This window comes from Mycobacterium sp., assembly GCF_040509115.1.
In the GTDB taxonomy this organism is placed as follows: domain Bacteria; phylum Actinomycetota; class Actinomycetes; order Mycobacteriales; family Mycobacteriaceae; genus Mycobacterium.
Window position 1 is genome coordinate 1 of the sequence record NZ_JBEVLO010000078.1, and the last position, 13,458, is coordinate 13,458.

Consider the following 13,458-nt stretch of genomic DNA (forward strand, 5'->3'; position numbering starts at 1 on the left):
GCGCCGATGGTGAGCGCGCACCGGTGCAGATGTGGCTCTTCCCGTACCTGACGATCGTCGTCATCGTCGCCATCGTCGCGGTGCTGGTGCTGATGGCATTCGATCCAGATCAACAGCAGGCGATCTTCCTGTCGGTCGTGTCGGCCGCATTCATCGTGGCCGCCGGGGTGTTCGTCCACCGACGCCGTGCCCGCGAGGTGGAGCACACGGCATCGAAGCGCTGATCGAGGGGTAACCGCCCCTTCTCGACCTCGAGGGACGTCCCCTCGCCTGACGTCCGGCCCCCCGATGGCCGTTGGCGCCGCACGGTCGGCGACGGCCATTGGCGAAGCTCGCGCAGCCCGCGGCCGGACCCGTGACGTCGATCGCATCCGTCATCGTCCGACCTACCTGAGCACAAGTCACCATCTGTTGACATAGCCGCCAGACTGGCTTACGGTCCTAAGTCATCAGCCGTTGACATAGCGCCTTGCGTCAGGAGTCGACCGTGACACAACCCCAACTCGACCGTTCGGTCCTGCGTCGAATCGCCCGACTGGCCGTCGCCGCCCCACGTCGGTTCATCCTCGTCGCGGCGCTGGTGACGCTGGCCGCAGGCATCTTCGGTGTTCCCGTCGCAAAGACGTTGTGCGCCTGCGGATTCGAAGATCCCACCTCCGAGTCGGCTCGCGCCACGCAGCTAATGGTCGACAAATTCGACCAGGGCGACGCGCAGATGCTGATCGTCGTCTCCACTGCAGACGGTTACCGCAGCGGTCCCGCCCGCGCGGTCGGCACCGACATCGTCGAACAACTCGAACGATCGCCCCACGTCACCACCGTGACCTCGGCGTGGACGGCCCCGCCGCCCGCCGTGGCCGAGTTGGTCAGCAGGGACGAGAACGCTGGGCTCATCGTGGCGGGGATAACCGGCGGCGAGAGCAAGTCGCAGGAGTATGCCAAGGAGCTCTCGGACCGATTGGTCCATGACCGTGACGGCGTCACCGTGCGGGCCGGCGGATTGGCGATGGTGAACGTCCAGATCACCGAGCAGTCCCAGCGCGACCTGCTGCTGATGGAGTCTCTGGCCATTCCGCTGAGCTTCATGGTGCTGGTGTGGGTCTTCGGCGGGCTTCTCGCCGCGGCCGTACCCATCGCCGTCGGCGGCATGGCGATCCTGGGCTCACTCGCCGTCCTGCGCGGCGTCACGTTCTTCACGGACGTGTCGATTTTCGCCCTCAACCTCAGTGCGGCAATGGGTCTGGCGTTGGCCATCGACTACACGCTGCTGATCATCAGCCGCTACCGCGACGAGATCGCCGACGGCGCCACCCGCGAGGACGCCCTCATGACGACGATGGCAACGGCGGGTCGCACGGTGCTCTTCTCCGCCACCATCGTCGCCCTGTCGATGGCGATGATGGTGCTGTTCCCGATGCACTTCCTCAAGTCGTTCGGATATGCCGGAGTGGCGACCGTCGCGTTCGCCGCCGTGGCCGCGCTCTTCGTCACGCCGGCCGCCATCGTGTTGCTCGGGGACCGGGTGACCGCGGTGAAGCTACGGCGACTGTTCGGTAGGTCGCGGGCGCTGCACCGCCCGGTCCAGCAACCATTCCTGTATCGCTGGACCAAGCGGGTAATGCGGCACGCCGTTCCGATCGGGCTGGCGGTCGTGACCCTCATGCTGGTGCTCGGCACACCCTTCCTCGGGGTGAAGTGGGGCTTCCCCGACGACCGCGTGCTTCCCGCGTCGGCATCCGCCCACCAGGTCGGCGACCAGCTGCGCGACGACTTCGTCGACAGCTCCGCCACCGCGGTCACCGTCGTCATCCCCGATGCAGCAGGCCTGGCCATCAACGAGATCGACCGTTACGCCGCCGAATTGGCCGAGGTGCCCGACGTCTCCACGGTGTCCATGCCGACCGTCGTCGACGACAGCGCCTTCCTGACCGTGTACAGCACCGCGCCGCTCTACTCCGACGGTTCGGAGGACCAGCTGGTCCGCCTGCACGCCGTGGCAGGCCCTGACGACCGCGAGGTGCTGTTCACCGGCACCGCGCAGATCAACGCCGACAGCGTGCACGCCATCACGTCCCGCCTGCCGCTGGTGCTGGGCCTCATCGCCGCGATCATGTTCGTGCTGCTGTTCCTGCTGACGGGAAGTGTGGTCATGCCACTGAAAGCGCTTGTCTTGAACATGCTTTCGCTGACGGCGGCGTTCGGGGCGATGGTCTGGATCTTCCAGGACGGTCACCTCGGCGGCCTTGGCACCACGCCGACCGGCACGCTCGTCGCGAACATCCCGGTGCTGCTGTTCTGCATCGCCTTCGGCTTGTCGATGGACTACGAGGTCTTCCTGGTGTCCCGGATCCGCGAGTTCTGGCTGACCGCCCGCGCCGCGGGCACCGTCACCTCCGATGACGTCGGGGCCCACGCCCTGAGTGACGAGAGCGTTGCGCTCGGCATCGCCCGTACCGGGCGGGTGGTGACGGCCGCGGCGGTTGTGATGTCCATCTCATTCGCCGCGCTCATCGCCGCCGAGGTGTCCTTCATGCGGATGTTCGGCCTCGGCCTGACCCTCGCCGTGCTGGCCGACGCGACGTTGGTGCGGATGGTGCTGATGCCGGCATTCATGCACGTCATGGGCGAATGGAACTGGTGGTCGCCGAAGTGGCTCACCCGTCTGCACAGCCGTTTTGGGTTGGAGGAGGGCGGCCATTCCGCCCACCAAGTCCATGAGTCGCATCGAACCGGAGCGGTCATCGACGCGCGCCCCGGACTCCAGGTCTCGTGAACCAACCGGTCACGAGTGCCGTGTCTACAAGAAAGAGATAGAGGAGCGTGACATGAGCGTGATTGCTGCCGTACGCGGAGAACTTCCACCGAATCGCTACACCCAGGCGGAGGTGACCGAGGCGCTGCTCGAGGTCCCCGGCTACGCCGAGTACGCCGACCCCATCCGAAAGCTGCACGCCAGTGCCAAGGTCGACAGCAGGCACATGGTGTTGCCACTGGAGGACTACGCCGAGCTCAACGACTTCGGCAGGGCCAACGACATCTTCATCGAACACGCCGTGGAACTCGGCTGCGCTGCCGTACTTGGCGCGCTGGAGGACGCCGGTCTGCAGCCCGCCGACGTCGACGTGATCTTCTCGACGACGGTCACCGGACTCGCCGTGCCGACCATCGACGCCAGGATTGCCGCGCGAATCGGGCTGCGCCCCGACGTTCGACGGGTTCCGATGTTCGGGCTGGGCTGCGTGGCGGGCGCCGCGGGTGTGGCCCGACTCAACGACTACCTTCGCGGAGCGCCGAACGACGTGGCCGTGCTGGTCGCCGTGGAACTCTGCTCGCTGGTGCCCAAGCGAGATCCGTCCATGGCCACCGTCGTGGGCAGCAGCCTGTTCGGCGACGGAGCGGCCGCCGTCGTGGCCGTTGGCGACGCACGTGCCGACGAGATCGGCGCCTCAGGACCCGACGTGCTCGATTCGCGCAGCCACCTGTACCCCGATTCGCAGCGGACCATGGGATGGGACGTCGACTCGACCGGGTTCCGCCTGGTACTGTCGCCCGACGTGCCCAAGGTCGTTGAACGCTACCTCGGCGAGGACGTGACGAATTTCCTTGCCGCCCATCACATGTCAGTCGACGACGTCGGAACTTGGGTTAGCCATCCCGGTGGTCCCAAGGTCATCGAGGCGATCACGGCCACCCTCGGGCTGCCCGACGACGCCCTCGAGCTCACCTGGCGTTCGCTGGCCGAGGTCGGCAACCTGTCCTCGGCGTCGGTGCTCCACGTGCTACGCGACACCATCTCCAAGCGTCCCACCGCGGGCACTCCGGGGCTGATGATGGCGATGGGTCCGGGCTTCTGCTCCGAGCTCGTCCTGCTGCGGTGGCGGTGACCCGATGATCTGGTACGTCGTTCTGATTCTCGCGGTCGTCGTCGAGCGAATCGTGGAACTGGTCGTCTCCAAACGCAACTGGGCGTGGAGTCGAGAACATGGCGGCTCCGAGGTGGGGGGTGGTCACTATCCCGTGATGGTGGTGTTGCACGTCGGCCTGCTGGTGGGCTGCCTCGTCGAACCGATGCTGGCCGACCGGCCGTTCATCCCGGCGTTGGGTTGGCCGATGCTGGGGATCGTGGTGGCCGCGCAGGTGTTGCGGTGGTGGTGCATCACCACCCTTGGGCCGCAGTGGAACACGAGGGTGATCGTGGTTCCCGGTGCCCCGCGCGTGACCGGCGGCCCGTACAAACTGCTGCCGCACCCCAACTACGTGGCGGTCGTGGTCGAGGGCATCGCCTTGCCTCTGGTGCACTCGTCGTGGATCACGGCGGTCGTGTTCACGGTGCTGAACGCGGCGTTGTTGCGCACCCGCATCAAGATCGAGAATGCGGCGCTCGCGAGTTTGACGTGATCGACCTGCTCGTCGGTGGCGGCGGCCCGGCGGGATTGGCCACCGCGCTGTACGCCGCCCGGGCGGGGCTCGAGGTCGTCGTCGTCGAGCGTCGCGCGGGCACCCTCGACAAGGCGTGTGGCGAGGGCATGATGCCGCACACCCTGGCCCACCTGGACCGGCTCGGCATCGCCCCGAAAGGCAGGCCGCTGCACGGGATCAGCTACCTCGACGGCACTCGACGGGTCGACGCGACGTTCCGGGCGGGTACGGGACTCGGCGTTCGCCGGACGGTCCTGCACTCGGCACTGCGGGACGCCGCCGAGGCCGTCGGAGTGGAATTCGTCCACGGCGACGTCGGAGCCATCACCCAGGACGAGAGCTCGGTTCGCGCCGGGGTGCACCGGGCCAGGTACCTCGCGGCGGCCGACGGGTTGCACTCGCCGATCCGCAAGGCGCTAGGCCTTTCTCAGCCCGCCCGCGGCCCGCGCCGCTGGGGAATCCGCAGGCACGTCGAGATCGAACCGTGGACCGACTCGGTCGAAGTGCATTGGGCGCCAGGCGCCGAGGCCTACGTCACGCCCGTTGCCGACGACTGCGTGGGGATCGCGATCCTGAGCTCCACCCGTGGCGGCTTCGACAGTCACCTCGACGAGTTCCCCGCGCTGAAGGAGCGGGCGCAGGGTCTCCCGCACGGCGGCGATCGGGCCGCAGGCCCACTGCGGCAGAAGGCGCGCAACCGAACTGCGGGCCGGGTGCTGCTCGTCGGCGACGCCGCCGGTTACATCGACGCGCTGACGGGGGAGGGGATGGGTCTGGCGTTCGGTGCCGCCGAGCGGTTGGTCAACTGCGTGATTGCCGACCGCCCAGGCGATTACGACCGTCAGTGGCGTCGAGTGACGCGACGCTACCGGGCGCTCACGGCCGGCCTCGTCGGCGGAACCGCGCACGCAGGCGTGCGGGCCCGCCTGGTGCCTGCCGCGGCGGCCATGCCCCTGGTCTTCGCCACCGCGGTCAATCAACTGGCTTATTGACCGCGCCCGCGGAGCTACCCCTCGGTGACGAACCGCGCGTCGACCGCGGCCGAGACCTCGACGTCCTGCGGGAGCAGTTCGACGTCGCTGGCACCGCCGCCGGCACCGGCCGGCGCGGACATGGCACGAAGGTACGTGCCGCTGCGCCCACCGTCGGGTTGAAGGCCGGCGCCGAGCATGCCCGCGTCGGCGACGGCGACCGGGCTGACGGTGCCGAGGCCCAGCGCGTCGGCGTACTGCTGGGCACGGACGACCGCATCCTGGACTGCACTCGCGCGGACGTGGCGGACCAACCCGTCCCGTCTGGCCTCCGTCAGTGCCCACGCGACGCGTGCTACCCGGAATCCCTCAGTGCCCGCGACGTGCTCGCCGACCCAACGGGAAAGCGCGTTGAAGTCACGGAACTTCACCTGTACGTCGACGCTGGCGTGATGGACGAGGGGGAGTTGCTTGCCGTCCTTGTGCCATGGGCGGTTCGACCAGGTGCGCAGCTGGTCGGCGGACCACCACGTGACCGCACCGTCATCGCCGGTCTTCAATCCGGTCACCGTTGCCTTCACGGCCTCCAAGTCCCGCGCCACGCGGTCGTAGACCGGCTGCATCGCAGGTCCCTCGTACGCGATCGTGGCGTGCACGGTCCCGCGTTCTGGTGGCTGGAAGGCGGCGAAGGATCCACGCACCGTGATCTCGGTCGGCATCTCTCCAAGCTAGCGCGACGGGACTACCAGGCCCGTCACGCCGACGCCGCCAACGCCTTCTCGTCCTCGTCGGCGAAGCTGTCCTCCAGGTGCAGCGGCGAGTAATCGAGGTCGATCTCGCCGATGGGTCGGCCCCGGGCACTGCTGATCGTTCCGAACCGTCGCATCCCCTTGTCGGTGGCGTACTGCATGAACTCGTCCATCTCCAGGTTGAACGGAATCTCGTCGTAGAGTGCGAACGCCTCGGTGGTGTTGGCCAACGCCAGGGGGATGAGCTCGTTCATCCGCGTCTGGAAGACGTCCCAGTTGGCGTCGTCGGCCGCGACGTGGCGCCGGCACGTGAACGTGCCCCACGCCATGTGGCGTCGTTCGTCGTCGCCGATGCGCCTGACCAGCTCCTGCATCCCGGGAAGTATGCCTCGATCGACGCAAATCTTGTGCCACGCATAGTATCCCGTCAGCGCCATCATCCCCTCGATGACGTGGTTGTAGGTCGCCGATGCCCGCACCTGGGCCGCCGGTGAGGGATCGGTCGCCAGCGCCTCGAGCGACTCGGGGAGCTCCTCGTTGAAGATCTTCCGATACGACGGCAGATCGTCGAGATAGTGGTGCAGATCCTCGGTGATCCCGACGGCATCGAGCCAGAGCCGAAACACCTGGGTGTGCTTGGCCTCCTCGAAGGCGAACTGCGTGAGATACATTTCGTCGCCGAGCCGGCCCTCGGCGCGCATCGCGGTCATGAATGGCTGGATGTCCTGGGTCACCGCTTCCTCACCGGCGATGAACTCAGCGCACAGACGGGTAGCCCAATCCCGCTCCAACTCCGACAACGACTGCCAGTCCTGCCTGTCGTGGGAGAAGTCGATGTCGGCGGGATCCCAAAACTTTGCATTGCCGCCCGCGAAGAGCTTCAGCGGCAGACTGTCCCAGTTCAAACCGCCCCTGCCGAGCGAGCCGAGTCGTGTGCGTGTCATGGTGCCGACCTCCTCAGGTCCCGCCGCAGGGGCAGCGGCGTTGGACTGCTGATGGCATCGTCCTCCACGCGACGAACCCGATGCGGCGGATTCGACGAACGCGAGCGTCGGCTCAGACCGGCCAGCTCTCCCGCCGGTGCGCGGCGTCGAAGAACATCCACTCGTACCGGGACGTCGTCGCGAAGTGCGCCCGCGCGGCGGCCTCGTCCGAGGTGCTCAGCCCGACGCCGATGCGGTCGGTCAGCGCGAGGACCTCGGCGACGGTCGCCGCGAATTCGTCGCCGCCGTAGCTTTCGATCCAACGCTGGTAGCGGGGGTCGGGGGAGCCGTGTTCGAGGAGCGTTGCGCCGACGCGTTGGTAGATCCAGTAGCACGGCAGGATCGCGGCGAGGCCGTCGGCGAAGCTGCCTCCGTACGCGGTGGCCAGCAGATAACTGGTATAGGCGCGGGTGGTCGGTGCGACTTCGGCGGCGTCGAGGGTGGCGGGGTCGATGCCCAGTTCGGGAAGCAGGCCGCCGTGCAGCGCAAGCTCGACCTCTTGGACCTCGGCGGCGTGCCTGGCGAACATCGCAGTGTCGGACAGACCCGGCGCCCGCGCGCCGACCAGCGCCAGCGCGCGGGCATAGTCGCGTAGGTAGTGCACGTCCTGAGCCACATAGTGCGCGAACACATCTGCGTCCAAGGTGCCGTCGGTGAGACCCGTCACGAAGGGGTGGGCGAGGATCGCTGCGAACGTGGGCTCGATCTCGTTCCACAGCCGTGCGGACCAGGATTGGGGAGTCATGGCAGCAGAACTTACCCGCGGCGACGACCGCGGCTCCGTCCACCGTTCACCGACCCTGATCGGGCCGGAGTCTTTGCGCCTTGGCAGACTGTGTCCATGGCACAGATAACCTTGCGCGGAAACCCCATCAACACGGTCGGCGAGCTCCCCGCCGTCGGAGCCTCTGCCCCGAGCTTCACCCTCACCGGCACCGACCTCGGCGTCGTGAGCAGCGATCAGTTTCGCGACAAGCCTCTGTTGCTCAATATCTTTCCCTCGGTGGACACCCCGGTGTGCGCGGCCAGCGTCCGGACCTTCAACGAGCGCGCCGCGGCGAGCGGCGTGTCCGTGCTCTGTGTCTCGAACGATCTGCCGTTCGCGCAGAAGCGGTTCTGCGGCGCGGAGGACATCGAAAACGTGACGACGGCGTCGGCCTTCCGCGACAGCTTCGGCGCGGACTACGGCATCACCATCACCGACGGACCGATGGCAGGCCTGCTGGGCCGAGCGGTCGTGGTGATTGGCGCCGACGGCACCGTCACCTACGCCCAATTGGTGCCGGAGATCGCTGAGGAGCCGGATTACGACGCCGCGCTGGCGGCACTGGGCTGACCGGCCGGCGACGGGGTCTCCGCTGGTAGTCACCGGCGGGTCACGGTTGAGCATCTCCTTGGTTCGCTACCCGAATCCAAATTGCTTGGGGCACATCCGAAGTTGTAGAACTGGACTCAGATAGCCGTTAGCTGATGGCGCCGCCCCGATGGCGGTGCGCTGGCGGTCGGAGAGGTGACATTCGGATGAGACGCGTCTACGCCCTTGCGATCAGTCTCGCGCTGCTGGTGGCGACGCCGGGATTGGCGACCGCCGACCCGTTGACTAGGCCCGCCCGCAACCAGCAGGCCATCGATCTGGTGATTCAGCGGGCCCTCTCGCAACGCGGTGTTCCGTTCAGCTACGGGGGCGGCGGCGCCTCGGGCCCCAGCGCACCGCCGGCTCCGGCTATCGGCGCCGCCCCGGCCATCCCGCTGGGCACCGAGCAGCTGGCCAACACCGGCGGGATCAATCCCGGCACGGGCACCGTCCTCGCTCCACCGGTCACGGCGTTGCCAGGCACGCAGCCTGCCGCGAGCGTCGTCGGATTCGACGCGTCGGGATTGATGGTCTACGCATTCGCAGGCGTCGGCGTCAAGCTCCCGCGTTCGTCGGGTGAGCAGTACGCCGTCGCGCAGAAAGTCCTTCCCGCCCAAGCACTCCCGGGTGACTTGATCTTCTACGGACCCGACGGCGCCGACAGCGTCGCCCTGTTCATCGGCAACGGGCAGATGGTGCAAACCACCGACTCCGGCGTCAGCGTCTCGGCCGTCCGGACCACCGAGATGACCCCGTACCTGGGCAGGATCATCGCCTGACGCCGAGGCGGACGACGGCGGGACGCCCGAACCCGCCGTGAGCGGGCCGCGCCTTGGGTAGTTTCGTCAGCGTGTCCCAGCTGATCAATCGTCAGATCCTGCTGCGGCGTCGGCCCACCGGACTGGTCCAGTCCGGCGACACCGAGCTGGTGGCCACTCCGGCTCCCGAGCCGGCCGACGGTGAGGCTCTGCTGCGCACCACGTACGTGGGCATGGACGCCGCCGTACGGACGTGGCTCAACGACCAGCCCAGCTACCTGCCGCCGGTCCAGTTGGGTGAGGTGATCAGGGCCGCGGGCATCGGTGAGGTGGTGGCGTCGCGCTGCGATGCCTACGCGGTGGGCGACGTGGTCACCACTCTGTCGGGCTTTCAGGAGTACGTGATCATTCGCGATGACCTGTTCAGCACGCCCGTTCCAGGCCCGGGCGCGCAGGTCGACCAGTTGGCCGTGATGTCGGTGTACGGCCCGACGGGTGCCACCGCCTTCTTCGGGATGGTCGACATCGGAAGGCCGCAACCGGGCGAGACGGTCGTGGTCTCGGCCGCCGCCGGAGCCACGGGGTCGATCGCCGGGCAGATCGCCAAGATCGCTGGGGCCAGGGTCATCGGCATTGCGGGCGGTCCGGAGAAGTGTCGAGCCGTCGTCGAGGACTTCGGCTTCGACGGTTGCATCGACTACCGCGATGGCGACGTGCCTGCCGCCCTGAAGGCGCAGTGTCCGCGTGGCGTTGACGTCTACTTCGACAACGTCGGCGGACCGATCCTCGACGCCGTGCTCGGCCGCCTTGCCCGCAAGGGAAGAGTCGTGCTGTGCGGGGTCATCTCCAGTTACCTGACCGGTGAGCACCCCGGTCCGGCCAACTACGTCAACATCCTGGCCAGGACCGCAACCATGCAGGGCTTCAATGCCCTCGACGAGTGGGGCCGGTTCGATGAGGCGTTCGCGGCGCTCAGTCGTTGGGAGCGCGAAGGCCTGCTCATCCACCGGCAGACGATCTACGACGGCATCGAGTCCTGCGTCGATGCTTTGAACGGTCTGTTCACCGGCGCCAACATCGGCAAGATGCTGGTCAGGGTGGAGGCACCCGGACACCGTTCGTGACGATGTTCACGTCGTAGCGACGAGAACGCCAGCCATCGCAATCCCTTGACTTCCATAGACTGTCGGCATGGCTGGCGGTTCTGAACGGGAATCCGTGGCTCCTGACGGCTTGCTTCGCATCGAAGACTGCCTCGACGCCGACGGTGGGGTTCGGATGCCGCAGGGGGTCACCTTGACGTCACTCATCGACCGCAACATCACGTCGGTCGGCGCCTCCGTGGCCTACCGCTATCTGGACTACACCCGGTCGGACGCGGGCCACGCCGTCGAGTTGACGTGGGCGGGGCTCGGCGTGCGGATGAGGGCGATCGGGGCCCGCCTGCAGCAAGTTGCCGCGCGCGAGGACCGGGTCGCGATCCTGGCGCCGCAGGGCCTCGAGTACGTCGCGGCGTTCTTCGCCGCCGTCAAGGCGGGCAACATTGCGGTGCCGCTGTTCGCGCCGGAACTGCCCGGCCACGCCGAGCGCCTCGACACCGCGCTGGCGGATTCCAGGCCGTCGGTGGTGCTCACCACGGCGACGGCGTCCGAAGCCGTCGAGTCCTTTCTGGGCAGGCTGCCGACGGGGCGGCGTCCGCGCGTGGTGGTGGTCGACGCCATCCCCGACTCGGAGGCCGACGCGTTCGTCCCCGTGGCGATCGGTGTGGACGACGTCTCCCACCTGCAGTACACCTCGGGGTCGACGCGGCCCCCCGTCGGCGTGGAGATCACCCACCGGGCGGTCGGTACGAATCTCATTCAGATGATCCTGTCGATCGACCTGTTGGACCGAAACACCTTCGGGGTCAGCTGGTTACCGCTCTACCACGACATGGGTCTTTCGATGATCGGGTTCCCCGCCGTCTACGGCGGTCACTCGACCCTGATGTCGCCGACGGCATTCGTCCGTCGGCCGCAGCGGTGGATCAACGCGTTGTCGGCCGAGTCGCGGGACGGCCGCGTGGTCACCGCGGCGCCCAACTTCGCCTACGAGTGGACCGCGCAGCGCGGTCGGCCCGCCCCGGGTGAGGACGTCGACCTGAGCAACGTCGTGATGATCATCGGGTCCGAACCGGTCAGCATGGAGGCGATCAACTCGTTCAACGAGGCGTTCGCGCCGTACGGTCTGCCGTCCACGGCCATCAAGCCGTCCTACGGCATTGCCGAGGCGACGCTGTTCGTCGCGACCACGGATCCCAAGGCCGAGGCGACGGTGGTGTACTTCGACCGCGATCGACTGGACGCCGGAGTTGCGGTGCGCGTTGCGGCCGATGCTCCCGGTGCGGTCGCTCAGGTCTCGTCGGGCCAGGTCGCCCGCAGCGAGTGGGCCGTTGCCGTCGACCCCGACGGCAATGAGCTCGCCGACGGGCTGGTCGGCGAGATGTGGTTGCACGGCAACAACATTGGCCGTGGCTACTGGGGTCAGCCTGACGAGACGGCGCGGACGTTTCGCGCGGTGTTGCGATCAAGGCTCACCGACGGCAGCCACGCCGACGGCGCACCCGAAACCGGAAGGTGGCTGCGGACGGGCGATCTCGGCGTCCATCTCGATGGCGAGCTCTACATCACAGGAAGGCTGGCCGACCTCGTCGCGATCGATGGGCGCACCCACTACCCCCAGTTCATCGAGGCGACGACCGCCGATGCCTCACCGATGGTGCGCCGCGGGTACGTGACGGCCTTCTCGGTGCCAGATGTCGCGGTGCCGGATGTCGCTGTGCCCGATATCGCGGTGCCCGATGTCGTCGAGTCGGACGCCGCGCACCAACGCCTGGTAATCATCGCCGAGCGCGCCGCGGGCAACGGCCGAGCGGATCCCGGTTCTGCCATCGAGGCGATCAAGACGATCGTCGCGCAGCGGCATGGTCTGACGGTCTCCGACGCGCGCATCGTGCCTGCGGGCGCCATTCCGCGGACCACCAGCGGCAAGCTGGCGCGGCGCGCGTGCCGGGCTCAGTACCTCGACGGCACGCTGGGCGGACACCGCTGAGGAGGGGGCTCGTCACTCCACGTCCGAGCGTGGCACGGCCTCGGCAGTAGAAGGGGTCAGGGTCAGCACGGCCACCGCGACGACGTATACCGCCGCCTCGATGATGGGAAAGCGTCCGCCGGGTGCGAACCCGTGGACCGCCATGGGGACGAGGGCCAGCACAGCGCCGGCGATGCCGACGACGAGCAGGGGTGCCGCGCTCCAGGAGGGCAGGGGAACCGGGATGGTCGGCAGGGCCCGGTCGAAGACCCGTCGCCCGAGCCACAGCAACCCCAGCCCGGCGGCCATCACGATGGCGAGGATCGCCACCCATCCCACACGGAGCAGCCACCATCCGACCGACCCAAGGGCGGGTTGCGGCAGGAGGCCGGCGGGGTAGGCGACGAGCGCCACGACGACGACGGGCACCATCTGCCACAGGTACAGCGCCATGACATTGCGGCTCACCACTGCGAGCGGTCTGCGCAGGCGTGATCGCCGCAGCCACCGCGTCACTGCGGGGGCCGCAGCGACCAATGCACCGGACTGGGCGGCGCCGAACGCGAGCAGTGCAACGGTCGGGGGAAAGTTGTTCTGATCGGCGGCGCCCGGTGCCCCGACCATGCTGATCGGATACCAGCCGAATGCCAACAGAATCACGACGATGAGGGCTCCCGACACGGCGATCGTCAGCGCCCGTCGTCCAGTGAGTGTTCCCGTACGCCAACAGATTCCGAGTTGGTAGATCGCAGCCCAGCAAAGCAGGTAGTTGGCGGCGCCGATGGCGGAGACGTCGGCGACTCTGGCCACCACGTCGACCACGGCCACGGCGAGCGCCAACGCCGCCGGAACCCGCAGGCCCCATCTGCGGTGCGCCGCTTCGGCCAGCGGGGTGAAGGCGAGCACCACCAGGTAGACGGGCACGAACCACAGCTGCATCGCAACGGCCCACCCGCCAAAGGCCAGGGGAGAGCTACCGACCCCGACGGCGGCCAGCACCGCCACCAGCCCCAGCGCGACGGCGAGGTACGCCGTGGTCGGCCCCAGGATCGTGCCCACCCGATGCCGAACCCAGTCCGTCGGACGCCGTTCGGCAGCACGCCGATCGGCCCATGATGCGGTGCTGGCGTAGCCGCCGACGAGGAAGAAGACCGG

The 13,458-nt window shown here is 68.0% G+C and carries 12 protein-coding genes and 1 pseudogene; 9 read left to right on the plus strand and 4 right to left on the minus strand.

Annotated elements, in window-relative coordinates; all coding sequences use genetic code 11:
- The 5 genes and pseudogenes from ABW137_RS06615 to ABW137_RS06635 form a co-directional block, all read left to right on the plus strand.
- A pseudogene (locus ABW137_RS06615) lies at window positions 1-224 on the plus strand (GABA permease); the annotation flags it as partial.
- A 263-nt stretch (window positions 225-487) separates the two neighbouring features.
- Complete coding sequence (locus ABW137_RS06620; RefSeq protein ID WP_526398123.1) at window positions 488-2,773, plus strand: MMPL family transporter; 2,286 nt, start codon at window positions 488-490, stop codon at window positions 2,771-2,773.
- 52 nt (window positions 2,774-2,825) lie between these two features.
- Window positions 2,826-3,884, plus strand: coding sequence for a type III polyketide synthase (locus ABW137_RS06625; RefSeq protein ID WP_526398125.1), 1,059 nt, complete (start codon window positions 2,826-2,828; stop codon window positions 3,882-3,884).
- A gap of 4 nt (window positions 3,885-3,888) precedes the next feature.
- Window positions 3,889-4,398 carry an isoprenylcysteine carboxyl methyltransferase family protein gene (locus tag ABW137_RS06630; RefSeq protein WP_526398127.1) on the plus strand — a complete coding sequence of 170 codons (510 nt, stop codon included), beginning with the start codon at window positions 3,889-3,891 and terminating at the stop codon, window positions 4,396-4,398.
- Complete coding sequence (locus ABW137_RS06635; RefSeq protein ID WP_526398129.1) at window positions 4,395-5,411, plus strand: NAD(P)/FAD-dependent oxidoreductase; 1,017 nt, start codon at window positions 4,395-4,397, stop codon at window positions 5,409-5,411. The genes ABW137_RS06630 and ABW137_RS06635 overlap by 4 nt, the downstream gene beginning before the upstream one ends.
- Before the next feature lie 14 nt (window positions 5,412-5,425).
- Here ABW137_RS06635 and ABW137_RS06640 read toward each other — a convergent pair whose 3' ends face one another.
- From ABW137_RS06640 to tenA, 3 genes are all read right to left on the minus strand, one after another.
- Window positions 5,426-6,109: an SIMPL domain-containing protein gene (locus ABW137_RS06640; protein ID WP_526398131.1), complete on the minus strand. Its 684-nt coding sequence runs from the start codon at window positions 6,107-6,109 to the stop codon at window positions 5,426-5,428.
- A 35-nt stretch (window positions 6,110-6,144) separates the two neighbouring features.
- Complete coding sequence (locus tag ABW137_RS06645) at window positions 6,145-7,083, minus strand: R2-like ligand-binding oxidase (RefSeq protein WP_526398133.1); 939 nt, start codon at window positions 7,081-7,083, stop codon at window positions 6,145-6,147.
- Between the two features lie 112 nt (window positions 7,084-7,195).
- Complete coding sequence (tenA, locus tag ABW137_RS06650) at window positions 7,196-7,867, minus strand: thiaminase II (protein WP_526398135.1); 672 nt, start codon at window positions 7,865-7,867, stop codon at window positions 7,196-7,198.
- 96 nt (window positions 7,868-7,963) lie between these two features.
- Here tenA and tpx point away from each other — a divergent pair, with 96 nt between their 5' ends.
- From tpx to ABW137_RS06670, 4 genes are all read left to right on the plus strand, one after another.
- Window positions 7,964-8,458 (plus strand): thiol peroxidase, encoded by a 495-nt coding sequence (gene tpx / locus ABW137_RS06655; protein ID WP_526398136.1) that lies wholly within the window; start codon window positions 7,964-7,966, stop codon window positions 8,456-8,458.
- 185 nt (window positions 8,459-8,643) lie between these two features.
- Window positions 8,644-9,255 carry an NlpC/P60 family peptidoglycan-binding protein RipD gene (ripD, locus tag ABW137_RS06660; protein WP_526398138.1) on the plus strand — a complete coding sequence of 204 codons (612 nt, stop codon included), beginning with the start codon at window positions 8,644-8,646 and terminating at the stop codon, window positions 9,253-9,255.
- A 71-nt stretch (window positions 9,256-9,326) separates the two neighbouring features.
- On the plus strand, window positions 9,327-10,358 hold the full coding sequence (locus ABW137_RS06665) for an NADP-dependent oxidoreductase (protein ID WP_526398140.1): 1,032 nt from the start codon (window positions 9,327-9,329) through the stop codon (window positions 10,356-10,358).
- 67 nt (window positions 10,359-10,425) lie between these two features.
- On the plus strand, window positions 10,426-12,324 hold the full coding sequence (locus ABW137_RS06670; protein ID WP_526398142.1) for a fatty acyl-AMP ligase: 1,899 nt from the start codon (window positions 10,426-10,428) through the stop codon (window positions 12,322-12,324).
- A 12-nt stretch (window positions 12,325-12,336) separates the two neighbouring features.
- On the opposite strand, the gene ABW137_RS06675 is transcribed toward ABW137_RS06670, so the two are convergent.
- A partial coding sequence (locus tag ABW137_RS06675; RefSeq protein ID WP_526398144.1) for an acyltransferase family protein occupies window positions 12,337-13,458 on the minus strand: 1,122 nt, incomplete at its 5' end.